Genomic DNA, 26067 nt, shown 5'->3' with positions numbered 1-26067 from the left:
GTTCAAGCATCTCCCCATCGTTGAAACAATTCATTGTCGATTCCCATGTTGTCCATCACTTTGCCGACCATGAAGTCCACGAGCTCGTCCATCGAGAGCGGCTTGTGATAAAAAGCCGGCATGGCCGGGACGATGCTCACGCCCATCCGGGCCAGCTTCAGCATATTTTCCAAATGGATGGCGTGAAGCGGCGTTTCTCTCGGCGCCAGTATAAGCTTGCGTCCTTCCTTCAGCATCACGTCCGCCGCGCGCTCCAATAAATTGCCCGATGCTCCGTGGGCGATACCGGACAGCGTGCCCATGCTGCACGGCAATATAACCATGCCGGCCGTTCGAAACGAGCCGCTGGCTATGCTTGCTCCGATGTCGCCGATCGGATAATAGCGAGGCTTGAGCGCGAAACGCTCGAACTTCTGGTCCAGCGTCCTCTGGCGATGCGACGCCTCCCAGCCCAGCTCCTCGTGCAGCACCCGCCAGCCTGCGTCCGTTATGACGAGATGGACAGCCAGTTCCCGCTCGAGCAGCGCCTCGCACAGTCTGACGCCATAGACGGCTCCGCTTGCCCCGGTTATGCCGACTACCCACCCGTGGCGGCTCTTGCTTTCTACCATAAGTAGTGCACCACCAGATCGATGAATGTGAAAGAAAACACAACCACGCTCAAAACTCCATTCATCGTGAAGAACGCCGTGTTGAGCTTGCTCAAGTCGTTCGGGGACACGATGTAATGCTCATAGAACATAATGGCGTACGATACGAGCAATCCTACTAAATACCACCAGCTCAGCTCTGTCATCAGAAAGAGACTCATCAAGCCGATGGCCGTCATGACGTGGAAAAGCCGGGCGAGCAGCAAAGCCCGTCCAATTCCGAATCGGCTCGGAATGGAGTGAAGCCCTTCCTTGCGGTCATAATCCGCGTCCTGGCAAGCGTATATAACATCGAAGCCTGCCGTCCAAAATGCGACGCTGATATACAGCACGATGGCCGCCCAGTCGATATTGCCGGTAACGGCAACCCAACCGCCGAGCGGTGCGAGCGCGATCGTCAAGCCGAGAATAAGATGGCATGCCCATGTGAATCGCTTCGTGTAAGAATAAATTACGGTCATAAAGACGGCTATCGGCAGCAGCTTCATGGCTAACGGATTAAGATTCGCCGCGGCCCAGAACAACAGTACGAACGAAAGAATGATGAACAGCAATACCTCGATCGACGATAGCAGCCCCGCTGGAATGGCCCGATTCGCCGTACGGGGATTTTTTTTGTCTATCGCTTTGTCTATCAGCCGGTTAAGCCCCATTGCGGCGCTCCGGGCCCCGACCATCGCCAGGATGATCCAACCGATCTGCGGCCACGTGGGAAGAGCATCGAACCGAACGACAGAACCGAGCAGGGCACCCATGAAGGCGAACGGCAGGGCGAATATCGTATGCTCGAATTTGATCATTTCCAAAAAGATTTTTACTTTATTCCACAAGACCGGCACCCTCCCGTTTTCCTTTTACCCCGATATGAAGCGCGGCGACCCCGCCCGTGAGCGGATATGCGCGAACGTCCTCGAGGCCGATACGCCGGAATATGTCGGCAAGCTGTTTATGGTCCGGAAAATGAACAAGCGACTCGGGGAGCCACTTGTACTGCTCGTACCGTTTGGCGACCAGCTTGCCGATCAACGGGAGCACGCGTTGGAAATAAAAGTAATAAACCGATTTGAACGGCTGCCAGGTCGGCTTCGACAGCTCGAGGGATACGACAAGCCCCCCCGGCTTGACGACCCTCTCCATTTCCTGCAGCACCTTCTCCAGATCGGGCACGTTGCGCAGCGCGAAGCCGATCGTCGCGTAATCGAAGCTGTTATCCTCGAACGGCAGCTGCATCGCATTTCCGTGGATAAGCGATATCTGCTTGCTCATGCCCAGCTTGGCGATTTTCTGCTCGCCAAGCTCCAGCATGTTGCGGCTGAAATCGAGTCCGATCATCTTGCCGGTTCCGCTCGCCTCCGCCAGACTTACGGTCCAATCGCAAGTTCCGCAGCATACGTCGAGCGCGGTCGAGCCCGGCTTGACGTTCATATGCCTCATCGTGAACTTGCGCCATGCCTTGTGACGGCGGAAGCTGAGCAGATCGTTCATCAAATCGTATTTGGGAGCGATGTTTTCAAATACGGAGTGCACGAACCGTTCTTTTTTCGTCTTCATCTCCATTATCGGTTCACCTCACACTTCTTCCAGAGCCCGCGTAGCCGTCAGCGCCCTTGCAAACGGATCGCCGATCCGGATCAACTCGCTTACCAGTTTGTCCGAGTCGAACTGCCGGATCTTGTCCGACAGCAGCTTGAACTGGTATTCGAGCATTTGGAGCAAAGTCGCCCGGACGTTGTATTTGTGGAGAAGCGTGCGCAGCTTGCCCGGATCGGTCTCCCCATGCCGCAACAGCTTCTTCTCCTCCTTCGTACCGACTTGCAGCAAATGCCAAAAAGCCCACCCGGACCGAACTTCGTTCTCCCGATCAAGGCGGCGCAGCTCGTCCAGCAGCACTTCGCAGCGCGTATATCCTTGCAGCATATCGTGCCAGCTGTTCGGCTTCAGCCCTTCCAACACCCGGGAGAACGTCAAGTACAGCTGCATCTTGATGCTGACGGAAGCCTGTACGTACTCCTCCGCCGTCATTTTCCACTGCCGCATCCGGACGTATAGATTCATCTTCAGCTTGTTCACCTCGCAGATGGCTGACGCCAAATGCTTGGTCATCTCCACTTGGCCCGCTTGGGCGAGAAGCTGGTAAAAGTGGCTGCTGAAATAATCCCCCGCCAGCACTCTCAGCTGCCGGGAACGGGCTTCCTTCTTTTCTTTGCGGTCGTTCGTTTCCGATACGAGGTCATGCGTATCGAGTCCCATTTGGGCGAGAGACACGACGATGGCGTATAGCTCGCTTTTATCGACAAGATCCGTTCTTTTATTCAGAAACGCATACAATAGCTGACTGCGAAAATTCGGAAGCTCCGGCAGTTCCGTATTGTCCCGGATCATATCATATTCGGTGTAAGGTTTCGTCGCATCCGCAACCGAGTAACTGTTCATACATGCCTCCGTACCGCCGACAAGCGTCAAATTGCGTTCTTCCGTGCATCCAAATCATTATATCACAACAGCAAGCGCAGCGCACAATCTATTGTACATCGTCAGCGGCGATGCCGGTCAAGCCATTTATGCGTATAAGTAAGGCTAAAATGTGAACTTAAAAATTGCTCCTTGGTTTCCTTCACGGCCATGCCCGATTGAGCCGCGACACCGGGACTAAGATCGGACCGCTTGGCATCCATCGCCAGCAGCAGCTGCGGATTGCCCGTCCCCGCCGGCGCATGCTCCATCACGCGAATCAACAGCTGCTTCACGTTTTTCGTGCCCGCGAAGCCAAGACGGGCCAGCTCGTATAAATCGTCATAAATCAGACCGGTGGCCGTTTCATTCGGATTGGACTTCAAGTCCACCGATAATATCGTATCATTCCATTCGACGTGAGAAATATCCAAATGAAGCGGATGTCGGACGAACAAATCGACAAGGTTGCGGTCGGATAGGGCAAGGGCGGAATCGGTGCGGAACACGGGGGAGTCCGACCCGGCAGTCTGCACGGTACGGTCCAGCTTCGGCACTATGGAAAGCGCGGCGGCGAATCCGATGGAAATAAGCAAAGCGATCAACACCCGGTTATGCGATTTCACGACATATCCCTCCCGAAGCGGCTCTTCTCTTCATTGTACATAATAAAAAGGCAAGCTATGCCTGCCTTTTCGTACGAATTCGGATAAGTTATTCTTCGGTATTCACCGTGCCGTACCTCGTCATGACGATCGCTTTGCCGCGGATTTTCACCGCCGAAGTATGTTCCGTAAACTGCGCGATCATAATTTCCCCTTTGTCCAGCTTTTCCGTATGGTGAAACCTCGTGTCGTGACCGCGCGTCAATCCGATAACGTGTACCCCGTTTTCCTTGGCCTTGATGACGAAATAATCGCCCTGAACCGTCTCATTGCCCATGATCAGCTTCATCCTCTCTCTTCTCGTCTCGGCTAATGCCTGTTCCCGACTCTCTTCAATTCTTATCATGCGAAAAATAAAGGCCGATGTCAAACGTTCATTCGTCATAAAGACCACTTCCTCCGTGTATGCTCGGATACAAGGAAAAAGCGGCCTTCGCCTGGAAACGTGCTGCAGCCCTTACCGTTTTCATCAACTGAAAACGATAAGGGCTGCAACGAATATCGGAGTAACACGATTTGAACGTGCGACCTCACCCACCCCAAGGGTGCGCGCTACCAGGCTGCGCCATACCCCGACAGTAAAGCGCTGCGGAACGTTGTCCATAACACGGAATGTTAAGATTTCGTTTCTTCGGCAAAAATATATTACCACATAGTGGGGGATGTTGCAACCGGGATTCCGGATATCCCCCACTCCTCAGGATTAGCGGACCTAATTGTTCTGCGGTGAACCGTCCGTGCAGTGTAACTCCAATGACGGCGTGCCGCGTACCAAACCCGAATCAGTCCGAATACCCGTCCGGATGCGCCTGATGCCAGTTCCACGCGGTACGGATGATCGTTCCCAAATCGTCGTACTTCGGCTGCCAGCCGAGCACGGACCTGGCTTTGTCGGAGGATGCGATCAATACGGCAGGATCTCCCGCGCGGCGCGGCGAGACGTTGGCCGGAATCGGATGCTCCGTTACGCTTCGGGCGAGCTCGATCACCTGCTTGACGGAGAAGCCGGTACCGCTGCCGAGGTTGAATACGTTGCTCGAATGGCCGGCGCGCAAATGCTGCAGGGCAAGCCAATGGGCATTGGCCAAATCCATTACATGAACGTAATCCCGGATACACGTTCCGTCCTCGGTCGGATAATCGTCGCCGTAAATGCCGATCGCTTCGCGCTGACCGAGCGGTACTTGCAAAATAATCGGAATCAGATGGCTCTCCGGCTTATGATCTTCGCCGATCAGGCCGTCCGGATGGGCGCCGCAAGCGTTGAAATATCGGAGGGAAACGAACTTCAGTCCGTAAGCCCGGTCGCACCAGCGGAACATGTTCTCCATCGCCAGCTTCGTTTCCCCGTAAGGACTTTCCGGATGGGTCGGGGCCGTCTCTTCGATCGGCACCCGTTCCGGCTCCCCGTATGTAGCCGCCGTCGACGAGAATACGATTTTGTGCACTCCGTGCTCCACCATCGCGCTGGATAGCGAATATGTTCCGAACAAATTGTTGTCGTAATAGGCCAGCGGCTGCTGTACGCTTTCGCCGACCAACGAGCTCGCGGCGAAGTGAATGACCGCTTCGATTTCGTTTTCGCCGAATACCTTTTTCAAAAAAGCGGCATCGCGAATATCGCCTTCATAGAAACGCGCGGCCGATGATACGGCCGAACGGTGTCCCGTGCGCAAATTGTCTACGACGACAACCTGTTCGCCGTGGGACAGCAATTCAACTACCGTATGACTGCCGATATATCCGGCGCCTCCGGTTACGAGAATGGCCATGCTTAAGCTCCTCCTGACTCCCGATTAAACTTCCAGCTCCTTGGCCCCGTCCCCGATCTCGCAAACATAGAACGACGGCACGAGTCCGGTTTTGGCCGTATAGCGCTCGGCAACGGCGCGTTGGAACTCGTCTACCGCCTCGTTGCGTACGATGCTGACGTTGCAGCCGCCGAATCCGGCCCCGGTCATCCGCGTTCCCACGCAGCCTTCTACCGCGCTCGCTTCCTCATACAGCGTGTCCAGCTCGAACCCCGTCACTTCGTAAAGGTCGCGAAGCGATTCGTGGGAAGCGTTCATCAGCTTGCCGAACGTGACGAGATCTCCCTGCTCCAGACTGGCTCTCGCCTTCAGCACGCGATCGTCCTCCGTGACGACATGCTCTGCGCGGCTGCGGATGAGAGGATCCGGAATCGCGCTCTTGAGCTGCTCCCACTGCCCGAGCGACAGCTCGCCGAGGCTGCCCAAGCCGGGCAGTTTTTCCTTTAACCACTTTAACCCATCCTCGCATTGCTGTCTACGTTCATTGTATTTGGAGTCGGCCAATCCTCTGCGTTTGTTCGTGTTGGTGATGACGAGCTTGCAGCCGTCGATGCGGAACGGCACGTACTGATAGTCGAGCGTATCGCATTTGAGCATGACCGCATGATCCCGCTTGCCCATTCCGACCGCGAATTGGTCCATTATGCCGCAGTTGACGCCGACGAAGCGGTTTTCCGCACGCTGGGACAGCTTTACCAGCTCCAGCATCGGCACGTCGATTTGCGCCAAGCTGGAGAGCGCCAGCGCGGTTGCCAGCTCGATCGAAGCGGAAGACGACAAGCCTGCGCCGTTCGGCACATCGCCGAAGTACAGCAGATCCGCCCCATTCATTTTGGGCGCGTACGCTCCGTCTTCCAGCTTCAGCAATTCGGCCAGCACGCCCTTCGGATAGTTGGCCCAATCGTCCTCTTTACGGTAAGTTACATCGGATACCGCAACATCCGCCTCGGCGGCAAATTGCAGCGACCGGAACCGGTAGACGCCGTCATTGCGCGGCTTTACCAGAGCATAGGTCCCGAACGTCAGCGCGGCAGGGAATACATATCCGCCGTTGTAATCCGTATGCTCGCCGATCAGATTGACTCTCCCCGGGGCGAAGAAGCACCGGACTCCGTCGGCATCCCCGAACCGTTCGGCGAATGAACGGCGGAGCTCCCGTATATCGATTGTGGTCAAAGTCATCCCAATCTCCCTTCCTTTCGCAAATAGCGCTCGTACGCTTCTCTCATCCTGGGGGCCGTTTCTTCGACGGCCATCGGGTTCGCCGCAGCCCATGCGCCCATTTCCGACGAGGCGTACCATTTGATTTTATCTTTGTCGCGAAGCGGCGGATAAAACTCGATATGAAAATGATAGTACGGCTCGACGTCGTCGCCGTTGACCGGTCTTTGATGAAGCACCATCATATACGGAAACAGCTTGTCGAACAATTGATCCATAGTGCCGGTCGTGTCCTTCAGCATCTCGGCCAAGGATCTTTTCTCATCGGCCGTAAAATCGGGCAATGCCGTCATATGCCGCTTGCTGACGATAAATACCCCGTAAGGATAATCGGTAAAGTACGGAAGATAGCACAAAAAATGCTCGTTCTCGATAACGATCCTTTGCCGGAATTCCGCTTCGTTTTTATTCATGTCGCAGAGCAGGCAGCTTCCGTTCTCCTCATGGTGAATGCGGCAGCTCTCCAGCTCGGTTTTCAGCTTGAGCGGCATGTGCGAGTAAGCGTAAATTTGCCCGTGCGGATGCGGCATCGTCACCCCGCATTCTTCCCCGCGGTTCTCGAAAATCATCACGTACTGGTGGCGGGGATCTTTCGACAGCTCGACGAACCGTTCCGTCCATACGTCGATCAGCTTGCCGATATGCTCGACAGGCAGCTCGGGCAGCGTTCTCGTATGGTCCGGCGAGTAGAGGACGACCTCGCACTTTCCGTACGATTTCGCGGCTTTGTAAAGCGTCGTCTCCACCGGATCGGGCTCCGGAGGATTCGGGCTGAGAGCGGGAAAGTCGTTCTCGTACACATGCACGTCGTAGTGATCCGGCACTTTGCCGGAGCCCGGACAAAACGGGCAATAGCCTTTCGGCATATGCGGCCGGTTTTGCCGGTTCGAAGCGACCATGATCCAGTCGCGCAGCAGCGGGTTAAATCGTAATTCAGCCATTTGGCATCCTCCTGGCCCGTGGGGGCGAACTTACTTTATTAATTAATTTAATAAAGTTTGCATATTCTAATAGTACCCGCACTCCCTCCGAATTTCAACAACATTTTATCAAACATGACTTGTTGTCGATCTTATCGGCCTTTCCGCCTCTCGATTGCGCAATGCGACTTTATTAGTTATTCTAATTAAGATATATAATATGAACAGACGAGGCGGGATCGGAATGACGAAGCCGTTAATCGGCAGCTTTCAGTTGATGAAATCTTTGAACCGTTCGCTCGTCCTGACGACGATCCGGAATGAAGGACCGATCTCGCGCGCGGATATCGCGAAGCGGATTGCCCTGACGCCGCCGACGGTAACGAATATCGTAAACGAGCTGCTGGAAGAGAAGTTTATTATGGAGAGCGAGGTCGGCGCCTCGAGCGGCGGCCGCAAACCGATTTTGCTGAGGCTGAACTCGCGGTCGTTCTCGATCATCGGCGTTGACGTGGGCGTCAATGCGATCAAATCGATACTGACCGATCTCGATGCCGGCGTCATTCGCGAAAACCGCAGAAGCATGCCGCCGTGTCCGGACGCGGAAACGTTTCTGGCGGAGCTGAAAGCTTCCATCGACGATCTGATGGGGGCGGCCGGATCGGAACGTCCGGTGATCGGGATCGGGATCGGGATGCACGGCTTGGTCGATCCGCGGGAAGGAGTATCCGTCTTCGCGCCGAATCTGCGGCTGAGGAACGTCCCTATCCGTCAATCGCTCGAAGAAGCGTTTGGCCTTCCCGTTTATGTGGAAAACGACGTAGTAGCAATGGCGCTGGGAGAGCAGTGGTTCGGAGGCGGACAAGAAATCGATCATTTTATTTGCGTCAATATCGGGGTCGGCGTAGGCGCCGGCATTATTCTGAACCGGCAAATATTTCACGGTAGCAGCTACTCCGCCGGCGAGATCGGCCACACGACCGTCGATTTGAACGGTCCGCGATGCTCCTGCGGCAATTATGGCTGTCTGCAGACGCTCGTATCCGGTCCCGCCATCGCCGAAACCGTGCAAAACGAGATCGCTCTTGGACGGCGCAGCAAGCTCCAGCCATCGGCTGCCGGCAGCTTGCAGTCAATTACGGGCGAGCATGTGTACGAAGCGGCAATGGCCGGTGACGAGCTTGCCGTGGAAGCGTTCCGCAAAGCCGGCCGGTTGCTAGGCATTAGCCTGACGAACATGATTCATACGATTAATCCGCAAAAAATCATTTTGGGGGGCGGCGTGGCACTTGCCGGACCGTTATTGACCGAGCCTTTGGAGGAAACGGTGAAGGAGCGGGCTCTCGAGTCCTCCGTGCTTCATCTGACGATCGAGACGTCCACGCTCGGGCACCGCGCGACGGCCATAGGCGCCGTGACGATCGTCTTGAGCCGATTGTTTGCCGAGCCGCATTTGCCTAAGGAGCAGGTCGCCCGGTAATCCGGTCTGGCCGCCATCGCCCGGACAACGTGAAAAAGTGCCTGACGTGTAAGGACAGGCACTCGGAATTGCTGGAGATAGTTCGGATTGCGCTAGCTATTGCCCGTTATTGCAAATCATTGCGCGCATACGTCGCGCAACTGCTTGCCTGGCTTAAAGGCCGGCACTTTGCTGGCCGGGATGTCGATTTCCTCGCCCGTCTGCGGATTGCGTCCTTTGCGAGCGGAACGTTCACGAACTTCAAAGTTCCCGAATCCTACGAGTTGCACCTTATCCCCGCTTTGCAGTGCCTCCGTAATCGCTTCGAAAACGGCGTCCACCGCTTTCGTAATGTCCTTCTTGGACAAGTCGGTCGTCTCGGCCACTTTGGCGATCAACTCCGATTTATTCATGCCATTCACCTCCCCCCACGAGCTTTTGCCGTTATTCTCTGTGTTCACCGTTTCGCGCCAAAATATACGTGCCCGCGGCAAAAAAACATGCGGCCCTTCTCCGTTATGGAGAAAGGCCGCATCGCGAAAGCCCCGGTTACAATATGATGGCAATCAGGCCGCCCGAGCCTTCGTTAATAATTCTGCCAAGCGTTTCCTGCAGCTTGTAGCGCGCATTGTCCGGCATCATCGCCAATTTGCCCTGTATGCCTTCCCTTACGATGGAGTTCAGCGAGCGTCCGAAAATGTCGGAATCCCAAATTTTAAGCGGATTTTCCTCGAAGTCCTGCATCAAATAGCGGACAAGCTCCTCGCTCTGCTTCTCGGTGCCGATAATCGGGGCGAATTCGGACTCTACGTCGACCCTGATCATATGGATCGACGGCGCCGTCGCCTTCAGTCTCACTCCGAAGCGCGAGCCTTGGCGGATCAGCTCCGGCTCGTCGAGCGACATATCCTCCAGACTCGGCGGCGCTATGCCGTAGCCGGTCGTCTTCACCATCTCCAGCGCTTCGGCAAACCGGTCGTACTCCCGCTTCGCATGCGTGAATTCCTGCATAAGCTGAAGCAGATGGTCTTTGCCGCGAATTTCGACGCCGACGACTTCCATCAATATTTTATCGTACAATTCGTCCGGCGCGTACAAATCGATCTCGGCCACGCCTTGCCCCATGTCCATGCCGGCGAGTGCGGCGCGATCGATAAAATCGTACTCGTCGAACTGGCTGACAACGCGGTCCACGTCGCGCAGACGGCGAATGTCCTTGACCGTGTTGCGGACGGAATTTTCAAAGTGCGAACGAAGCCAGTGGTTTTCGCCCAGAACCATAACCCAGCTCGGCAAGTTTACGTTTACTTCGTGTACGGGGAACTCGTAGAGCACCTCGCGCATCACTTGCAAAATATCGTCTTCCGTCATCGTGGCAACGCTCGTCGCCATGACGGGAATGTCGTATTTGGCAGCCAGCTCGTTGCGGAGCTCGATCGTCTCCGGGCTGGAAGGCTTGATCGAGTTTACGATCAATATGAACGGCTTGCCGACTTCCTTCAGCTCGTTGATGACCCGCTCTTCCGCCTCCACGTAAGAGGAACGCGGAATTTCCGCGATAGAACCGTCGGTCGTGACGACGACCCCGAGGGTCGAATGCTCTTGAATCACTTTGCGCGTGCCGATTTCCGCCGCTTCCTGGAAAGGAATCGGCTCTTCGAACCATGGCGTCGTAATCATGCGAGGGCCGTTCTCGTCCTCGTAGCCTTTTGCTCCTTGAACGGCGTAGCCTACGCAGTCCACGACGCGGATGTTGACGTTCAGCCCTTCGGCGACATTCAGCCTGACGGCATTGTTTGGTACAAACTTCGGTTCGGTCGTCATAATCGTCCGCCCTGCCGCGCTTTGCGGCAGTTCGTCGGTCGCCCGGATCCGTTCGGCTTCGTTCTGGATGTTCGGAAGCACCAGCGTTTCCATGAACCGTTTAATAAACGTAGATTTCCCCGTCCGGACCGCCCCTACGACACCAAGGTAGATGTCCCCCCCTGTGCGTTCTGCGATGTCCTTAAAGATATCCACTTTCTCCAATGAGATCCCCTCCTAGGCAGGATAATGAACGAAGCAGATGTCGCAATCGGATTGTTGACGGCTGCCGGCCGTAGACTTACCTCGCAGTGCGACGATACTCGTACATGTTTTTTAACTACTAAAACTATATGTACTAGGTTTGACGATTATGATTGTTTCATTTTAAAAGTTTTGGTTCGCTTGCTCGCTTCGGAATCTATCGATCTACCAACCCCTTCAGCGGGAATACCACACCCCTTTATCACTGTATGTCGAGAGCAGCTCACATATTCGGGACATCGCGGGAATGTCGGTAAAGAAAACGAGAAAAGCCCCTTCGCGAAAAGAGGCTTCTCCGTCCCGGTTTTATTTTTTCTCGTCGGCAATCTGCTTCTTGATATCTTCTTCCGCCTTGCGCAGAGCGGTATTCACATCGTCTGGCCCGTTAGCGAGCTTGTCAACGATCTGACTGAACCGGGAACGGGCAATTCCGTCAAAGGCGGTTGCCGGTACCGGACCGGCGATTTTCTCGGATACGAACGCTTTCATATTCTTTCCTTTCAAAATATCGAGCCCTTGGCCGAATTCCGCCATAATCTGCTCGTTGCGCAGAACCGAGACGTGTCCCATCCGGGAGTTCCAGGACTGAATCTCGTCGGATACCAAATAGGCGAGCACCTCGAACACCTCATCCTTATATTTGCTCGTCGGAACCATCGCATAGAACGGAGCGTTCATCTGCGAGCCTTTGTCCTTCATTCCTTCGAAATGAGGCAGAGAAACGACGTCCCAGTCCAAACCTTTCTGCACGGCGGCCGGCAGCTGGTCGAGCGGACTCGGGCCGGCCATCATGGCCAATGTTTGCTTGCTGAAGAAATTGGCCGTATCGTCGCTGGCCGGCTGATTGCCCGGTATCGTATACAGACGGGTCATCGTTTCCAGCCATTTTTTCCAAGACTCATTGTTGACGGTCGGCTCGAACGTTTTCGGATCGACGAAGGGCAATCCCAGCTGGTTCCGGTATACGAGATTGAGCGCATTCAGCTTGATTCCTTTGTAGTTGACACCGCCGTCCTCTCTCGTCACCTTGCTCGCCAAATCGTAGATCTCGTTCCAGGTCATGCCGTCCGTCGGATAAGGGACGCCGAACTTGTCGAAGATCGTTTTGTTGTAGATCAACGTCGTATTGTTCAATTCATAGGGCATGAACAGCATTTCGCCTTTGGCCGAATACGAGCGGACCGCCTCCAGAACGCCCGGCGCAAACCGGTTCAGATCGAACTTGTGCTTCTGGATGTACGGCGTCAAATCGGTCATAACCTGCCACTTCATCGCCGCGAACACGCCGCCAGCCGAGCGGGCCACCGCGTCAAGATTCGTCCCGGCTCCGATAACGTCTTCCATCGTCGTGCCTTTTCCCGCTTCCAGCATTACATTCAATTTGATATGCGGAAACTTATTCTCTACCTTGCTTTTCTGTTCTTCGACGAGCTCTTTGGAATATCCGTTGTACAAAAAAGTAAGCGTGACGGGCTCCTTCGCGGCCTTCGCCGGAATATCGCCGACCTCCCCCTGTACGGCGCTTCCCGCCTTGCCGCCGCAAGCGGATAACATCGCGACTGCCAGAGCAGCCGGGATAATGGGCCACAGCTTGTTTGCTTTTTTATTTCTGATTCCGTTCAATGTCGTTCCCCCTTCGGTTGGACGTGCACAATGTTCGCGCTTTCATTGTACCGTCTTCGCCCAGGAGAATCTTTCCTATTTTTGATCACTTATTGGAGAAAATTTTTGATGTCCCCGAACGACCGGATGCGGCCGACCGTTCCGGCGATATTCGCAGCATTCTCCGGATCGCGACCGTCTTTCCATATTTGCCTATTTTCGCAAACGTAATCTATAATGCTTAACAAACGCCATTCGCATGGAAAGGGGCTTAATCGATGAGCGTGGATTTGAACCTGATCAATCATGTGCCGGTAGCGAACCGGATCGTGGAGCGGCATTTTAGCGAGTTTCCCGTCTATCTGCGCAAAGAGTCTATTAGAGCCCACCGATACAAGCTGCACGTGCAGCCGGGGATCGAATTCAATCTCAGTTTGACCGGAACGGCAACCTACGTGATCGGGGACCGCATCTACCGGACGGCTCCCGGACAATTGCTCGTCTTCCCCGGCTGTGTACCTCATCAAGTATTTGTCGACGACAACGCTGCCTACAGAAGAGCCGTTATTTGCGTCGACGATGCGACGCTGCGGCAAGGAGCATCGCCATATCCCGGTCTTCCGTCCACGCTGCATTGGTTCGATAACGATTGCTGCCGCCAATTTCAGCTGCAAATGAACAAGTTTTCCGCAATCAAACAAATCGCGCTCCTTATGCACAAGGAGCGGAAGGAGCAAAAAAAGGGCTGGCAGCAAATGCTGCTCGCCCAATTGCTGAGCTTGACGGTAATCGTGGAGAGAATGGTGGAGGAGCAAGCAGTCGCATGCACCCGCGCGGTGCCGCGATACGCTACCCGGGAATTGGCCGATCGGTGCTGCAGCTATATCGAGGCGCATTTATACGAGGATCTGTCCTTGAATAACGTGGCTCCGGTGTTTCACGTCAGCCCCGAGCATTTGACTCGGACGTTCAAACGGGAAAAAGGCGTAGCGTATTATCAGTACGTACTGCTGCAGCGCATACAAGAAAGCAAGCGGCTGCTGCTGGCCGGCGACGACACGTCCCTGACCGATATCGCGTACGCCTTGGGATTCGCTTCGTCCTCTCATTTCAGCCGTACGTTCAGAAGCGTGACCAATCAAACGCCGAGCGAGTTTCGCCTGCAGTCGCATTCCGGGACGCCGTGCTGAGACGCGTCTCAACGAGCGGACGGCTTGGGCTCGTTGTCCAACCAATAATAAGGAAAAGACTTCGCGGGAACGTACGGGGATTCGGCCACAAGCAGCGTCCTGAGATCGGTCGAGGCATCGGCTGTTTTCATCCCCTTCCGCTGCATCGCCTGCATGATTTCGGGCGCATAGTCGATGGCTACCGTTCCGTCCGCGCTGACCAAATAGCTTAAATACGTCCTGGAATACATACTTTCCGTCTGTGCCGCCTTTTTGCCGAGCTTGTCAAAATCGAGCCTGAACACGTCTTGTCCCGCAGGATTCCCTTTCGGGATTGCGCCGTTATTCGCTTTGGCGTACTCGTCTACCCATTTCTGGATATCTCCCGTCTTCTGGTAACCGGTCAAGTCGAGCAGCTTCACCTCCGGCTTGACGTCCGGGTTGACCAGCACGAACAAATTAGAGCCGCCCATCTCGAAGGCAGTGCCCGGCACCTGTCCCAAATACGGGCCGTGGGTCAGCTTTTTCATATCAAGCACGTACTTCTCGTAGATCGGCGTGCTCATCTCCGAATTTTTGATCGGCAGGATGCCGTTCTTTTCTTTGTACCGATCCACCGCATTTTGCACGACAAGGATGCTCTCCGTTGCGGTGACCTGATTTTCTTTGCGCATCTCCTTCGGATACATGCAACCGGATAAAACGGGAAGCAGCGCGGCCAAAGCGACGATGCCCGCTACCCTTCCGGCCAGCCGCCGCTCGCCTTTGCGGAATATGCGGGATGCTTCGGATCCATATCGAACTAACGCTTCACGGCATCTTGCCAGCGCCAACATCGTTTCTCCCCTTTCAAACCTATTGCGACTCGGATTACCATTGCTCTTCTTCCCGCTGCTTGGCCAATTGGGCGCGTACCGCCGCCTTCAACGGATCCTCCGGCACATGGACCGTACAGCTGCGCAGCGCTTTCGCCTGGCAAGCCAACCGATAGCCGCGTCCGATCAGCTCGCCCAGCTTCCTCTTCTCGTTGTCTCCCGGGGCGCTCAATCCCGTCCCGTCTTCCACCGTCACCTTGCACATGAGACACGCGGCGTTCCCGTCGCACCGGGTTCGGATGTGGACCCGGGCCTTTTTGGAGGCGTCGAGCAACGTCGTGCCGGGCTTTATCTGGATTTTTTTGTCATCGGGCAAAAATCGGATTTCAGGATTCATCCTCCGACCCCTTCCGGCCTGACGATACATGCAGTAAGTCGTTCAATCGGTCGGCATAACGCTTTCCGATCCGATTCGTTCGCAGCAGCTCGTCAAGTGCGGGCAAATGTCGTTCCGGGTGTCCTCTCATCGCTTCGGCGAGAGGCTCATAGCGGTCCCGCCGATCGCGGAGCACATTGAACACCAACTCGTGAACGAGCGGCATAAACCGGATCGTCGCCCCTCTTATAAGTCCCGCTTGCGCAAAGGAAGCGAGCAGCGATTGGACGCGGACCTCATATTCGCCTTCATCCAACCGCACCTGCAAACTGCCGACCAGCTCCACCTGAACCCCTTCTATCGAATAATGACTGAGCAAGGAACCATACATGCCCGTTTCGCTATAGGTCTGGTCGTCTATGGAGTATGGCGCAAGCGCCCGGTGGACCGTTTCCGCGCGGACTGCATCCACGTACACATCGAGATCGCGCGGAACGGCATTCAGCTCCACGCCCTGCAGCAGCACGCCGCAGCTTCCCCCTACGAGCCAGGTCGGCTCGCAATTCCCCAGCCGATTGCCCATGACGAGCAATGCCCGCAATACGGCTTCGGGAACGTTTGTCGTGTACGGTTCAAAAATAAGGTTTGTTTTGGACGGCAATCGTTCCATCGCTATTCACCTTCACTTGGCACCCAAGCCGATATCCCTGCTCTAGCTCCTCATCGTCCAAGCCGACAAGCTCCGCTTTCGTCGGCTCGTTCAAGTGTTCCATTCCGCTCAATACGAGACAACGGCAACGGGAGCATGTCCCGCGCGTGCAATTGAATCCCCAATCGACGTCCGCCTTCAACGCCAGCTCGAGTATCGTGCGTCCTATTGCGGCTTCCGTCGTTTTTCGCTTGGTCCGGCCTATCAACTCGATCAACTGCGTTCCCTCCGTCTTCCGTTATAAAATCGATAGCAGCATATACACGACGGACACCAGCAAGATGACGAAGGCGATCACGGACACAATGCCGCGTACGACGCCCTTCAGTTTGATTCTCGCAAACGTAATAATAAACGAAGCCAATACCATTAGCCCCATTCCGATGAAGGAGGCCCACATTTTATCCATACTGCTCATGCGATCACCCTATATATTAGTTCTATCGCCCCTGATTATAGCATTCCGCTACCCTTTTGTGAAATCGACGAATTCGCGAACAATGCCGCTTCGATCCGAAACGGCAAAGAACCGCAGGGGGAAATCCCGCGCGGCTCTTATCGTCCTTCCCCGTCACTTAGCCTTATAGGCATTCGCTCCGAAGGCAACGATACTCGAAAAAACGATATAATCGGTTCTGGTGGCGAACGGCCCCCTGTTCCCGCTCTGGATGAACGGATATGCACCCGTGCCGATTCCGTTGGAGCGATTCTCGTACCAAGCAATGAAATCGGCAGCTTCGGCGGCAGACAAATCGTATTCCTTACCATCTCCGCCGGCAAGCGATATGTTCAGAAGCACGCGGTCCGGAACGGCCGCAATCGGAACGGCGGCTGCAGCAGCGCTCGGCATACTCTCTCCGGCACCGTTTAGAGCCGTTACGATATAGGAATAAGTACTCCCGTTCGCCAATGAGCCGTCCGTATAGTAGCCGTATACGCTCTGACCGACGGTGGCGTAGCCGCCTCCGTTCGGCCCGTTTCTCTTGATGTTGTAATAGACGGCACCCGTAACGGTCTCCCATTGGAGCAGAACCTGGCCGTCTCCGGGGACTGCTGTCAGGCGGGCGGGCGCGGCCGGAGCCGATTGATACGGATATGCCCATACCGGCGCGGAGTTGGCGCTTTCTCCGAACTCGTTGAAGGCGGAGACCGTATAATAGTAAGGGGTTCCGTTGACAACCGACTCGTCCCGGAACTGCGTTCCGTAAACCGTTTGGACGACCGAATAAGGGCCGCCGGCGTACGGAGAACGTTTCACACGGTAGCCGGTGGCGTACAGCTCGGGATACCAATGGAGCTGCACGGCTCCGTCCGATCCGATTGCGCCGAGTCCGCCCGGAGCCAAGGGTGCGATCGGGGCAAGCGAACCGTATACGTCAAGCTCGTAAACCCGAATTGGCTGGCCAGGGTTGCCGGAAGTCAATCTTACCGATTTCACCTTGGACACGTCGATCGCGAACGGCGCGGCCGGGATGGTCGTCGACGCTCCTGCCGCCGCCGTCACCATTCCATACACATCGATCATGTACAGCTGGGCGTCCGGCGAATCCGCATAGAAGATAAAACCGGTCAAATCGACAGGTCGAGCGAAGCTCCACACGACCGATTCGTTCGATAAGGTTTCGAACGTCTGCCAATTGCCGTCCGTCGCGGCGAAATAAGGCGCCGAGGGAGGTGCGGCCGGAAGCCATCTCAGCATTCCTGGCGCGGGATTCGCATCCGCATAGGCGGACATCCCCGAGAACAACAAGCTTAATACGAGCGCGATCATACATACCGACTTTCTCATCCAGTTTCTCTCCTTATAAAATGAATTGTATGCGAAAGGAACATACGTTCTCATTATAGGAGACACCTTAAGAAAGGGACAACTTGTCGATACGGACGATTCGGACATAAACGTCCGACATCCATTCGACTGCGGAACCGAAAAAAAACAAGCCCCCAATCAGGAGCTTGCCGGCTTGCACGGATGAACTACTTCTTCATCATCATCTTCATCAGCGCTTCCATATTATTCGGATTCATGCCGCTTTTTTGCACGGCGCTGACGATCTCATTGACAGTCGACTCCGATACGGGCACCTTGACCATGCTCGATACTTGCTTGATCAGCTGCCGGAGCTGCTTCTCGCTTTGTACGGTAGACGGCTTGACGCCGCTTGCCAGCTTGTAGATGTCTTTCTCCGAGACGTTTTTGCCCGCTTTTTTCTTTACGGTATTGAGCACGTCCTTCGATATTTCTTTTCCGCTCATGCCAGACCTCCTCACGGTGACTTACCGTATTGTATGAGGTCGGCACCCGTAACGTGTAGGCGGTATTCCTTGTTAAAGTATCCATTTCTCGCCGAAAGCGTCGGCGATTTCTTCGATTTCATGGGTGCGGACCCGCCCCATCAAATGGCCTACCGCCAGTTGTGGCTCCTTGCCCGCAAACAGCACCTCGTGCAATTGATCGGTGATCGGCATCGACACCCCGTACTGCTTCGACATCGTATAAGTCGTCTTGGTCGTTTTGACGCCTTCGACCACCATCCCCATCGTACGCAGCACTTCGTCGAGCGGCTTCCCTTGGCCGAGCATGTAACCTGCTCTCCAATTGCGGCTGTGCTTGCTCGTACACGTAACGACAAGATCGCCGACGCCGGCAAGCCCCGAGAACGTCAAGGCATGACCGCCCATAGCCACGCCCAATCGGGCGATTTCCGCCAATCCGCGAGTCAGGAGAGCGGCTTTCGCATTGTCGCCGAAGCCTAGCCCGTCCGAGAGACCCGCTCCCAGGGCGATAATGTTTTTTAGCGCTCCGCCTACTTCGACGCCGGTCACATCCGGATTCGTGTACACCCGGAAATACGAATTGATAAGCGCGTCCTGCGCCTCTTCCGCAGCGTCCAGCCGTTCCGCAGCTACCACTACCGTAGTCGGGCAGCGCTGAATGACCTCCTCCGCGTGACTCGGACCGGACAGCACGACGAGATTGCCGGGATCGATCTGCGGCAGCTCTTCGGCGAGAACGGTCGTCATGCGTTTCATCGTCTCCGGCTCGAAGCCTTTCGTCGCATGGATTACCGCTGCCGTCGGCGACAAGTAAGGTTTGGCCTGGCGCGCCACTTCCCTCATGGCATGAGAGGGGGGCGCGAACACGACAAGGTCCGCGCCGGACAACGCTTCCTCCATCGATACCGAAGCGCCTACGTTCTCGGTCAGGCGGAAATCTCCGGTGTATTTCCGGTTCTGACGGTCCCGATTAATCTCGTCGGCATGTTCTTGAGTACGAGTCGTAAGTATCACCCGGAAATCATTATCCGCCAATACGGAAGCCAATGCCGTTCCCATGCTCCCCGCAGTGATGACAGCCGCTTTGCGTAAGCTCATCCCGCTTTCTCCTTCCCGCCGGACGACGCGCCCACCTTTTGACCGATTTTATTTTCCTTGCCTTTGACCAGCTTTACAATATTCGTCCTATGACGAACGATAGCAAACAAACCGATGAGCAGCGTCGCCCAGAAAATGTCGCTCGGAAAATCCATAAACCATACGAGTATCGGAATAAGTGCGGCAAATACAAGCGAGCCGAGCGAGACGTAACGGGTCAGCACGATAAGCAAAATGGCGGCGGCACCGGCGATTAAGGCCGGCACGATGCACAATGTCGCGGTTACCCCGATCGTCGTGGCGATTCCTTTGCCGCCCTTGAAGCCGAAGAAGACGGGCCAGTTGTGGCCTGCGATCGCGGCGAGTCCGGCCAGCACCGGTATATAGGAGACTTCCGCTCCGGCGCCCAGCCACTTGCCGATCCATACGGCCGCCACGCCTTTTCCCGCATCGAGCAGCAGCACCGCTATGGCCGGCCCGACGCCGATAACGCGCAGCGTGTTCGTCGCCCCCGCATTGCCGCTGCCGTGCTTGCGGATATCGATTCCTTTGAACCATTTCCCGTACAAAAAACTGAAGCTGATCGAGCCGAGCAAATAAGCCAGCAATACCGGAACGAACGTATGCACGAGCGACTTCTCCCCTATTCGTCGTCTGATTTTTTGCGCGTAAACAAGCGGATCGGCGTTCCTTCAAATCGGAAAGCCGCACGGATGCGGTTCTCCAAATACCGCTCGTACGAGAAGTGCATCAATTCCGGATCGTTGACGAACAGCAATATGGTCGGCGGTTTAACCGTAACTTGAGTCGCATAATTAATTTTGAGCCTTCTGCCTTTGTCGGTCGGAGGCGGATTAAAGGCGACGGCATCGGAGACGACGTCGTTAAGCAGATGCGTCTGAACGCGCATCGCGTGCTGCTCGCTCACCTCGACGACAACAGGCAGCAGCTTCTGCAGCCGTTGTTTGGTTTTGGCGGAGACGAATACGACCGGAGCGTACGTCATAAACAGGAAATGGTCGCGTATCTTTTGCGTAAACTGCTGCATCGTTTTATCGTCTTTATCGACGATATCCCATTTGTTCACGACAAAAATGGAAGCCTTTCCCGCTTCGTGCGCGTATCCGGCTATGTGCTTGTCTTGCTCGATAATGCCTTCTTCGCCGTTGATGACGACCAGTACGACATCGGCCCGCTCGATCGCATGCATAGCCCGCATCACGCTGTATTTCTCGGTCGTTTCATATACTTTGCCGCGCTTGCGCATGCCGGCCGTATCGATGAGCACATACTTCTGCCCGTCCTTCTCGAACGGCGTATCGATCGCGTCTCGGGTCGTGCCCGCCATATCGCTGACGATAACGCGCTCCTCGCCCAATATCGCGTTGACGAGAGACGATTTCCCGACGTTCGGCCTGCCGATCAAGGCGACGCGGATCGTATCTTCCCCGTATTCCTCTTCTTCCTTCTCGGGCAAATTATCCACGACTGTCTGGAGCAAATCGCCGATTCCGATTCCATGCGAGCCCGATATGCCGATCGGATCGCCGAAGCCGAGCGAGTAGAACTCGTAAATATCGTCCTGCCGTTTCAAGTTGTCCACTTTATTTACGGCCAAAATAATCGGTTTCTTCGCGCGGTACAAAATCTCCGCCACTTCCGAATCCGAGGAAGTCATGCCCGACTTGGCGTCGACCATAAATATGATCGCATCGGCCTCCTCGATGGCAAGCTCGGCCTGCATCCGGACCGATTTCAAAATCTCGTCTTCCCCGTCAATCTCGATTCCGCCCGTGTCAATAACGCTAAACGATGTGCCCATCCATTCCCCGATTCCGTATATCCGGTCACGCGTAATGCCGGGCTTGTCCTCTACGATCGCCAGCCGATCGCCGATAATCCGATTAAATATGGTCGATTTCCCGACGTTCGGGCGTCCTACGATCGCCACGATGGGACGTGCCATGCCGATTCAACTCCTACTTCATAATCCCCCCGGCAAAGGCAACGGACCCGCTAGCACGCTCCGCTTCCTCCCCGGGGATTCCCTGCTCAAAAAATGATCACGCCTACCATCATAACAAATTCGTCCTACAAAGTGAAGGAGTACCCGCATCCGCGCGGCAGCCGGACCGACACGAAATGACGGCGGCGTTCGACTGACGGTCAATCCTTGTGATCGACCAGGATCATCGTACCGTTCTTCAGATCATGGGCGTTGCCGTCCAATATTTTTTCCAATAAAAAAGCGACAGCCTGTTGTTCCTCCTCCGTTTCGACAATAAATATGGGGGCGCCGCCTCCCACCCGCTCCGGCATTGTCGAAACGACGGCTAAAATTTTCCCCATCGATCATGCACCGCCTTTCTTTGCCTGCGCCCCGGATTCCGAAGGCATTCTTACCGCGCTTTCCAGCAACGGCACCCTTAGCAGCACTTGTCTGGCTTTCTCCGCATCCCGCTCCTGCGGCAATACGAACAAAGCCAGCCGGCCGTCATTCATATCCAGCTTCCCTAGCGGAACGAGCGTCGGCTCGCCGGAATCCCGGTAAACGCCCAGAATCGTCGCCAAATCGTGCAGCATCGCCTGCCGTTGTCCCAAATTGGCCAGCGACACCCGGAAATTGCGGTTTTTCGGCTTCAGAATAAGGCCGAGCGCATGCTCGCGAATGATATCGCGATCGGCGGACAAGCCCACGTTCATTATATAGATATCGCCAACATACAAATCGGGCCCTTCAAGAATAACATCGGCTATTTCTACTTCCGCAGCATGAGATACCGATTTCCCCGATTTGAACCATTGGGAGATGAGAATGGCGGCGGTACCAAACACGCTCCCCCAGTAAGGGCCCCACAATATCGTGAACAGCGATCCGGTAAAGGCCGTAAAAATGACCAAATAATTGCGGCCTTCGAACACCATCGCGATCCCCTCGATATAGGTCCCGCCGCGAGGAACCAGCTCCATCTCGTCCAGCTTTGTCAACGTGTTACGCTCCATATTGCGCACATCGCGGAATTGTTGGGCCGCCACCGTCAGAAACGTAATGGCCGTATAATTTTTATCGAAGAGAGAAGGCACTGCTACGGCCCCCAAGGCAGCCGCTATGACGCCGAGTGAAATGTGGATGATCCTCCCGTGCGGGTAGGTCGGATATTGCCTATAGTCGGTCCGCAGCATAGTAAGCCTTGCCAGCATGCCGAATACGACGCCAACGATAATGCCGGCCGTATAACGGTGCTCGAACAATTGATCCGTCATTTTCTCAATCCTTTCCATCGCTCTACCAAGCTTTTGGATGCGGTTCGCACCGCATCGGTCGCATATTCTCCCGTCATGGAGAACATTCTCGCCGCAACGACGGTCAACCACCATTCGTCCTGAAAACGCAGCCCGCCGAACGGAATCGCCAATCGCTCCGGATGCACGATCCGGTAAAACGCGCAGCCGAACAGGAGTGCCAGACTAAGACAGGCAATCTGATCTTTCGCTTTCCGGATCAGCATGGACCCCAGCAGAGCAACGACGATTGCCGTTCCGGCCCAGCTTCGATAAGGAAGGAAGAACGGATCCAAATCTCCGAGATGCTTCAATAAATAATAGACAGACGCCAAAAACAGCCCGAGCGATACGTAGTGCAGCCCGCTTAATACCGACCGGTGTCCCAATAAGACGATTGCGATAACCAGTGAAAGCAGAGCGACCGTGCCGTTAATCTCGGTCCCGTCCAACCATTGGAAATGAAACAGACTCGAAATGCACCATGCGGTGAAAAACAATAGGATCGCATAATGGGGGATGCCTCGCAAAAGCGTTTGTCTCCATCCGCTTGCAAGCAAAATGAGCGAAATGGAAACGAGGATCAACGACAAAAAACCTGGATTCATCTCACATCACCTAAACGTTTGGATTGTTATGCTTGTTAGTATTTGTGAATCGTTCCCGTTTTAAGCAGATCGATGGAAAAAACGGAAGAAACGGCTTTGCCTGAATAAAAAGACAAAAAAAAGAAACGGTTTCTCGCGGAAACCGTCCCTTGCGCTTTTTATTTGAATTTGCTGAGCTTGTCGCCGAACCGTTCGCCGAGCGTCAAGTTCAAGCTTTCCCGAGGCGGAATCGGTTCGTTGCTGTGACTGCCGCGCGAACCGCCGCGCTCGCGATCGGATTTCCGCTCCGGCTTGGCTGGTGCTTCCGGCGCTTCTTCCGTTTCCTTGATGCTTAACGAAACGCGTTTCTCGGCAGGATTGAAATCGAGAACTTTAACGCTGACATCTTGCCCTTCCTTCAGCACCTCATGCGGAGTGCCGATGTGGCGGTGGGCGATTTGCGAAATATGAACGAGCCCTTCAACTCCCGGAGCGATTTCGACGAAAGCTCCGAAGCTGACCAGACGTTTGACCGTTCCCGTCACGATTTCGCCGGGTTGGAATTTATCGGCCGCTTGCTGCCACGGCCCCGGTTGGGTTGCGCGGATGCTCAGGCTGATCCGGTCGTTCTCAGGATCTACCTTCAATACTTGCACCTGTACTTTGTCGCCTTCTTGTACGACTTCGGAAGGCTGTTGGACGTGATGCCAAGCCATCTCCGAAATATGAACAAGGCCGTCGATGCCGCCGATATCGACGAACGCGCCGAACTGGGTCAGCCGTTGAACGGTGCCGTCCAGCTGCTGGCCGACTTTCAGCTCGCCCATCAGTTGTTTCTTGCTCGCTTCGAACTCTTCATCGAGCACGTCTTTCTGGGAAAGGACGACCTTATTTTTCTCGCGGTCAAGCTCTTTCACCTTCAGGCGGAGCGTACGGCCTTTATAATCGGCAAAGTCTTCCACGAAATGACGCTCGACCATCGAAGCCGGCACGAAGCCGCGAAGTCCTACGTCCACGACGAGACCGCCTTTCACGACATCCTTGACTTGGGCTTCGATAATCGTGCCGGCATCCAATTTCGCCTGCAGATCCGTCCAAGATTGCTCGCTGTCCACGGCGCGCTTGGATAGAAGCAGCTTTTCTTTGTTATCGTCCAGACTGAGCACCTTCAATTCGAGCTCCTGTCCGATTTCTACGGCTTCGGAAGCGTTGTCCAGGCTTACGTTGGACAACTCCTTGAGAGGGATTATGCCGTCGTATTTGTAACCAATATCGACAATGGCTTGGTTATCTTCAATTTTAACGATTTTACCTTTGACGACATCGCCTTTTTTGTAAGCTACTACATTGGACAAATCTTGATCTGCGGATTCCGCGGTTTCTTGAACTTTAATTTCTTCTGACATTTGATTACCTCCTCGACTGACAACCCTAACTGCTAACCAAACATATTGCTTAGTATAATTCCAAGATACCATTTCCATACGCGCGAATCAACGTATGGGGTGCGTCCGGAGCGGGAACGTTACGAATTGGCCTCGATCAATTTCCTTATGGATTCCATAATATGCTCGGTAGCTTGTTCCAGCGATTCCGAATTGGATGCTTCCCTCATGGCGGATAAGTCGACCGGCTTGCCGTATACGACCTTCAACTTGCCGAATAGCTTGTACTTCCCGATAATCGCGACGGGAATGACCGTAGCGCCGGAACGTACGGCCAAGCTCGCCGCCCCTTTTTTGCCCATGCCGCCTCCGCGCGTCCCCTCCGGGAATATGCCCAGTACGCCGCCTTCGCCGAGCAATTGCAGGGCGTGACGGATCGACTCCTTGCTCACGCCCCCCCTTTTGACGGGAAATGCGCCGAGATTGGCGATAAGCGGACCGAACAGCGGAACTTTGAACAATTCCGCCTTGGCCATGAAATACACTTTCCGCTGAAGCGGCGTACCGACGAGCGGCGGATCCAATGTGCTGATATGATTCGAGCACAAAATAACCGCTCCATCGTCCGGAACGTTAGACTGGCCGGACGCTTCGATACGATAAAAGGTTTTGAAGAAGACGCGGCACACCCATCTGCCGAATCGGTACAGCTTCGTCATTATCGGATCCCCTTGCTTGCAGCCGATTTCGCCAGCTCCAATATTCGCTCCGCCACTTGCGGAATGGACATCCCGCTCGTATCCACCAGTACGGCGTCCTCCGCCTGCACCAGCGGCGAGGCTTCGCGCTGCTCGTCCATTTTGTCCCGCTCGGCGATTTCCTTCTCCAACTGCCCGAGCGTAACGTCCTCTCCCTTGGCTTTCATTTCCAGAAATCGGCGCTGTGCCCGTTCCTTTACGCTGGCAGTCAGAAATATTTTCAGTTCGGCGTCCGGCAGAACGTGCGTTCCGATATCCCGTCCGTCCATTACGACGCCTTTAGCCTGCGCCATCTCCTGCTGCTTGGCAACGAGCAGACGCCGGATTTCCGGTATGGCGGAAACGGCCGAGACGTTTTTGTTGACCATGGCGGAACGGATCAAGTCGGTAACATCCCCGCCGTCCAGCAGCACCTGTTGGGATTGTTCGCCGGGGAGCAGCTCGATTCGCAACTCGGATGCCATGCGCGACAATTGCTCCTTACGCTCGGGAGAAATACCCGATTGAAGCGCTTTCCACGTAACGGCGCGGTACATGGCTCCGGTGTCGACGTACACGAATCCCAACTGCTTGGCCACAAGACGGGCAACGGTGCTTTTGCCGGCGGCTGCCGGACCGTCGATCGCTATATTAAATTTTTCCAACGGAAAGCGTCCTCCTTGCGGGTCGTTCTCGCGATGAAGTGGAAAAAAGCAGGCCATGCCTGCATCTCGATGAAAATTATACCACACCGACGGAATCGTTGCAAAAGAAGTCTCGTCCAAG

The 26067-nt window shown here is 55.0% G+C and carries 30 protein-coding genes and 1 tRNA gene; 2 read left to right on the top strand and 29 right to left on the bottom strand.

Annotated elements, in window-relative coordinates; genetic code table 11:
* Positions 1-2: 2 nt before the first annotated feature.
* The 10 genes from FE784_RS05720 to galT form a co-directional block, all read right to left on the bottom strand.
* Entirely contained in the window at positions 3-611 is a 609-nt protein-coding gene (locus FE784_RS05720) for a UbiX family flavin prenyltransferase (protein WP_139601165.1), read from the bottom strand.
* Entirely contained in the window at positions 605-1480 is an 876-nt protein-coding gene (locus FE784_RS05715; protein ID WP_139601164.1) for a UbiA-like polyprenyltransferase, read from the bottom strand. The genes FE784_RS05720 and FE784_RS05715 overlap by 7 nt, the downstream gene beginning before the upstream one ends.
* A complete protein-coding gene (locus FE784_RS05710; RefSeq protein WP_139601163.1) occupies positions 1470-2207 on the bottom strand; it encodes a demethylmenaquinone methyltransferase in 738 nt (245 codons plus the stop codon). The genes FE784_RS05715 and FE784_RS05710 overlap by 11 nt, the downstream gene beginning before the upstream one ends.
* Before the next feature lie 12 nt (positions 2208-2219).
* Complete coding sequence (locus FE784_RS05705) at positions 2220-3083, bottom strand: heptaprenyl diphosphate synthase component 1 (RefSeq protein WP_139601162.1); 864 nt, start codon at positions 3081-3083, stop codon at positions 2220-2222.
* Between the two features lie 101 nt (positions 3084-3184).
* Positions 3185-3727, bottom strand: coding sequence for a hypothetical protein (locus FE784_RS05700; RefSeq protein WP_139601161.1), 543 nt, complete (start codon positions 3725-3727; stop codon positions 3185-3187).
* An 88-nt stretch (positions 3728-3815) separates the two neighbouring features.
* Positions 3816-4043: a trp RNA-binding attenuation protein MtrB gene (mtrB, locus tag FE784_RS05695; RefSeq protein ID WP_139601203.1), complete on the bottom strand. Its 228-nt coding sequence runs from the start codon at positions 4041-4043 to the stop codon at positions 3816-3818.
* A 224-nt stretch (positions 4044-4267) separates the two neighbouring features.
* A tRNA-Pro gene (locus FE784_RS05690) sits at positions 4268-4341 on the bottom strand.
* A 207-nt stretch (positions 4342-4548) separates the two neighbouring features.
* Positions 4549-5538 carry a UDP-glucose 4-epimerase GalE gene (gene galE, locus FE784_RS05685; RefSeq protein ID WP_139601160.1) on the bottom strand — a complete coding sequence of 330 codons (990 nt, stop codon included), beginning with the start codon at positions 5536-5538 and terminating at the stop codon, positions 4549-4551.
* A gap of 24 nt (positions 5539-5562) precedes the next feature.
* Positions 5563-6759, bottom strand: a complete 1197-nt coding sequence (locus FE784_RS05680; RefSeq protein WP_139601159.1) for a galactokinase — start codon at positions 6757-6759, stop codon at positions 5563-5565.
* Complete coding sequence (galT, locus tag FE784_RS05675) at positions 6756-7739, bottom strand: galactose-1-phosphate uridylyltransferase (protein ID WP_139601158.1); 984 nt, start codon at positions 7737-7739, stop codon at positions 6756-6758. The genes FE784_RS05680 and galT overlap by 4 nt, the downstream gene beginning before the upstream one ends.
* Before the next feature lie 223 nt (positions 7740-7962).
* Between galT and FE784_RS05670 the strand changes: the two genes are divergently transcribed.
* Positions 7963-9198 carry an ROK family transcriptional regulator gene (locus FE784_RS05670; protein ID WP_139601157.1) on the top strand — a complete coding sequence of 412 codons (1236 nt, stop codon included), beginning with the start codon at positions 7963-7965 and terminating at the stop codon, positions 9196-9198.
* Positions 9199-9314: 116 nt separating this feature from the next.
* Here FE784_RS05670 and FE784_RS05665 read toward each other — a convergent pair whose 3' ends face one another.
* The 3 genes from FE784_RS05665 to FE784_RS05655 form a co-directional block, all read right to left on the bottom strand.
* Entirely contained in the window at positions 9315-9590 is a 276-nt protein-coding gene (locus FE784_RS05665; RefSeq protein ID WP_139601156.1) for an HU family DNA-binding protein, read from the bottom strand.
* Positions 9591-9726: 136 nt separating this feature from the next.
* Positions 9727-11205 carry a stage IV sporulation protein A gene (spoIVA, locus tag FE784_RS05660; protein ID WP_139601155.1) on the bottom strand — a complete coding sequence of 493 codons (1479 nt, stop codon included), beginning with the start codon at positions 11203-11205 and terminating at the stop codon, positions 9727-9729.
* Positions 11206-11550: 345 nt separating this feature from the next.
* On the bottom strand, positions 11551-12867 hold the full coding sequence (locus FE784_RS05655) for an ABC transporter substrate-binding protein (protein WP_139601154.1): 1317 nt from the start codon (positions 12865-12867) through the stop codon (positions 11551-11553).
* A gap of 257 nt (positions 12868-13124) precedes the next feature.
* On the opposite strand from FE784_RS05655, the gene FE784_RS05650 reads away from it, so the two are divergent.
* Positions 13125-14036, top strand: coding sequence for an AraC family transcriptional regulator (locus FE784_RS05650; RefSeq protein WP_139601153.1), 912 nt, complete (start codon positions 13125-13127; stop codon positions 14034-14036).
* An 8-nt stretch (positions 14037-14044) separates the two neighbouring features.
* Here FE784_RS05650 and FE784_RS05645 read toward each other — a convergent pair whose 3' ends face one another.
* The 16 genes from FE784_RS05645 to cmk form a co-directional block, all read right to left on the bottom strand.
* Positions 14045-14848 carry a hypothetical protein gene (locus FE784_RS05645; protein ID WP_218103750.1) on the bottom strand — a complete coding sequence of 268 codons (804 nt, stop codon included), beginning with the start codon at positions 14846-14848 and terminating at the stop codon, positions 14045-14047.
* 37 nt (positions 14849-14885) lie between these two features.
* Positions 14886-15227, bottom strand: coding sequence for a 2Fe-2S iron-sulfur cluster-binding protein (locus FE784_RS05640; protein WP_139601151.1), 342 nt, complete (start codon positions 15225-15227; stop codon positions 14886-14888).
* Positions 15217-15876, bottom strand: a complete 660-nt coding sequence (locus FE784_RS05635; RefSeq protein WP_139601150.1) for a nucleotidyltransferase family protein — start codon at positions 15874-15876, stop codon at positions 15217-15219. Before FE784_RS05635 ends, FE784_RS05640 begins: the two co-directional genes overlap by 11 nt.
* Positions 15839-16132 carry a 2Fe-2S iron-sulfur cluster-binding protein gene (locus FE784_RS05630; protein ID WP_139601149.1) on the bottom strand — a complete coding sequence of 98 codons (294 nt, stop codon included), beginning with the start codon at positions 16130-16132 and terminating at the stop codon, positions 15839-15841. Before FE784_RS05630 ends, FE784_RS05635 begins: the two co-directional genes overlap by 38 nt.
* A 21-nt stretch (positions 16133-16153) precedes the next feature.
* Positions 16154-16333, bottom strand: coding sequence for a DUF2768 family protein (locus FE784_RS05625; RefSeq protein WP_139601148.1), 180 nt, complete (start codon positions 16331-16333; stop codon positions 16154-16156).
* Between the two features lie 153 nt (positions 16334-16486).
* On the bottom strand, positions 16487-17704 hold the full coding sequence (locus tag FE784_RS05620; protein ID WP_139601147.1) for a fibronectin type III domain-containing protein: 1218 nt from the start codon (positions 17702-17704) through the stop codon (positions 16487-16489).
* A gap of 188 nt (positions 17705-17892) precedes the next feature.
* On the bottom strand, positions 17893-18171 hold the full coding sequence (locus FE784_RS05615) for a stage VI sporulation protein F (RefSeq protein ID WP_139601146.1): 279 nt from the start codon (positions 18169-18171) through the stop codon (positions 17893-17895).
* 72 nt (positions 18172-18243) lie between these two features.
* On the bottom strand, positions 18244-19290 hold the full coding sequence (locus FE784_RS05610) for an NAD(P)H-dependent glycerol-3-phosphate dehydrogenase (protein WP_139601145.1): 1047 nt from the start codon (positions 19288-19290) through the stop codon (positions 18244-18246).
* The gene (gene plsY, locus FE784_RS05605) at positions 19287-19919 is read right to left on the bottom strand and encodes a glycerol-3-phosphate 1-O-acyltransferase PlsY (RefSeq protein WP_139601144.1); all 633 of its coding nucleotides are present in this window, start codon (positions 19917-19919) and stop codon (positions 19287-19289) included. The genes FE784_RS05610 and plsY overlap by 4 nt, the downstream gene beginning before the upstream one ends.
* A gap of 14 nt (positions 19920-19933) precedes the next feature.
* The gene (der, locus tag FE784_RS05600; protein WP_139601143.1) at positions 19934-21256 is read right to left on the bottom strand and encodes a ribosome biogenesis GTPase Der; all 1323 of its coding nucleotides are present in this window, start codon (positions 21254-21256) and stop codon (positions 19934-19936) included.
* Between the two features lie 200 nt (positions 21257-21456).
* Complete coding sequence (locus tag FE784_RS05595; RefSeq protein WP_139601142.1) at positions 21457-21639, bottom strand: capping complex subunit for YIEGIA; 183 nt, start codon at positions 21637-21639, stop codon at positions 21457-21459.
* Between the two features lie 3 nt (positions 21640-21642).
* Positions 21643-22554 (bottom strand): YIEGIA family protein, encoded by a 912-nt coding sequence (locus FE784_RS05590; protein WP_139601141.1) that lies wholly within the window; start codon positions 22552-22554, stop codon positions 21643-21645.
* Entirely contained in the window at positions 22551-23180 is a 630-nt protein-coding gene (locus FE784_RS05585) for a YphA family membrane protein (RefSeq protein ID WP_139601140.1), read from the bottom strand. Before FE784_RS05585 ends, FE784_RS05590 begins: the two co-directional genes overlap by 4 nt.
* 158 nt (positions 23181-23338) lie before the next feature.
* Entirely contained in the window at positions 23339-24565 is a 1227-nt protein-coding gene (gene rpsA, locus FE784_RS05580; protein ID WP_139601139.1) for a 30S ribosomal protein S1, read from the bottom strand.
* Between the two features lie 119 nt (positions 24566-24684).
* On the bottom strand, positions 24685-25263 hold the full coding sequence (locus tag FE784_RS05575; protein WP_139601138.1) for a lysophospholipid acyltransferase family protein: 579 nt from the start codon (positions 25261-25263) through the stop codon (positions 24685-24687).
* Complete coding sequence (gene cmk, locus FE784_RS05570; RefSeq protein ID WP_139601137.1) at positions 25263-25946, bottom strand: (d)CMP kinase; 684 nt, start codon at positions 25944-25946, stop codon at positions 25263-25265. The genes FE784_RS05575 and cmk overlap by 1 nt, the downstream gene beginning before the upstream one ends.
* Between the last annotated feature and the right edge of the window lie 121 nt (positions 25947-26067).

The sequence above is a fragment of the Paenibacillus hemerocallicola genome (assembly GCF_006265175.1).
GTDB classification, from domain to species: domain Bacteria; phylum Bacillota; class Bacilli; order Paenibacillales; family NBRC-103111; genus Paenibacillus_AB; species Paenibacillus_AB hemerocallicola.
The sequence above is the reverse complement of the archived record's forward strand: the minus strand, read 5'-3'. Positions and strand labels throughout refer to the sequence as shown.

Excerpts from the sequence above, each read along its gene's own strand:
- FE784_RS05620 (WP_139601147.1), bottom strand. The coding sequence starts at position 17,704 with ATGAGAAAGTCGGTATGTATGATCGCGCTCGTATTAAGCTTGTTGTTC.
- FE784_RS05585 (WP_139601140.1), bottom strand. The coding sequence starts at position 23,180 with ATGAATCCAGGTTTTTTGTCGTTGATCCTCGTTTCCATTTCGCTCATT.
- FE784_RS05625 (WP_139601148.1), bottom strand. The coding sequence starts at position 16,333 with ATGAGCAGTATGGATAAAATGTGGGCCTCCTTCATCGGAATGGGGCTA.
- der (WP_139601143.1), bottom strand. The coding sequence starts at position 21,256 with ATGGCACGTCCCATCGTGGCGATCGTAGGACGCCCGAACGTCGGGAAA.
- FE784_RS05650 (WP_139601153.1), top strand. The coding sequence starts at position 13,125 with ATGAGCGTGGATTTGAACCTGATCAATCATGTGCCGGTAGCGAACCGG.
- FE784_RS05710 (WP_139601163.1), bottom strand. The coding sequence starts at position 2,207 with ATGGAGATGAAGACGAAAAAAGAACGGTTCGTGCACTCCGTATTTGAA.
- FE784_RS05575 (WP_139601138.1), bottom strand. The coding sequence starts at position 25,263 with ATGACGAAGCTGTACCGATTCGGCAGATGGGTGTGCCGCGTCTTCTTC.
- mtrB (WP_139601203.1), bottom strand. The coding sequence starts at position 4,043 with ATGGGCAATGAGACGGTTCAGGGCGATTATTTCGTCATCAAGGCCAAG.
- FE784_RS05590 (WP_139601141.1), bottom strand. The coding sequence starts at position 22,554 with ATGACGGATCAATTGTTCGAGCACCGTTATACGGCCGGCATTATCGTT.
- FE784_RS05665 (WP_139601156.1), bottom strand. The coding sequence starts at position 9,590 with ATGAATAAATCGGAGTTGATCGCCAAAGTGGCCGAGACGACCGACTTG.
- FE784_RS05640 (WP_139601151.1), bottom strand. The coding sequence starts at position 15,227 with ATGAATCCTGAAATCCGATTTTTGCCCGATGACAAAAAAATCCAGATA.
- FE784_RS05595 (WP_139601142.1), bottom strand. The coding sequence starts at position 21,639 with ATGGGGAAAATTTTAGCCGTCGTTTCGACAATGCCGGAGCGGGTGGGA.
- FE784_RS05705 (WP_139601162.1), bottom strand. The coding sequence starts at position 3,083 with ATGAACAGTTACTCGGTTGCGGATGCGACGAAACCTTACACCGAATAT.
- FE784_RS05670 (WP_139601157.1), top strand. The coding sequence starts at position 7,963 with ATGACGAAGCCGTTAATCGGCAGCTTTCAGTTGATGAAATCTTTGAAC.
- galT (WP_139601158.1), bottom strand. The coding sequence starts at position 7,739 with ATGGCTGAATTACGATTTAACCCGCTGCTGCGCGACTGGATCATGGTC.
- rpsA (WP_139601139.1), bottom strand. The coding sequence starts at position 24,565 with ATGTCAGAAGAAATTAAAGTTCAAGAAACCGCGGAATCCGCAGATCAA.
- FE784_RS05720 (WP_139601165.1), bottom strand. The coding sequence starts at position 611 with ATGGTAGAAAGCAAGAGCCGCCACGGGTGGGTAGTCGGCATAACCGGG.
- FE784_RS05680 (WP_139601159.1), bottom strand. The coding sequence starts at position 6,759 with ATGACTTTGACCACAATCGATATACGGGAGCTCCGCCGTTCATTCGCC.
- FE784_RS05615 (WP_139601146.1), bottom strand. The coding sequence starts at position 18,171 with ATGAGCGGAAAAGAAATATCGAAGGACGTGCTCAATACCGTAAAGAAA.
- FE784_RS05635 (WP_139601150.1), bottom strand. The coding sequence starts at position 15,876 with ATGGAACGATTGCCGTCCAAAACAAACCTTATTTTTGAACCGTACACG.
- FE784_RS05610 (WP_139601145.1), bottom strand. The coding sequence starts at position 19,290 with ATGAGCTTACGCAAAGCGGCTGTCATCACTGCGGGGAGCATGGGAACG.
- galE (WP_139601160.1), bottom strand. The coding sequence starts at position 5,538 with ATGGCCATTCTCGTAACCGGAGGCGCCGGATATATCGGCAGTCATACG.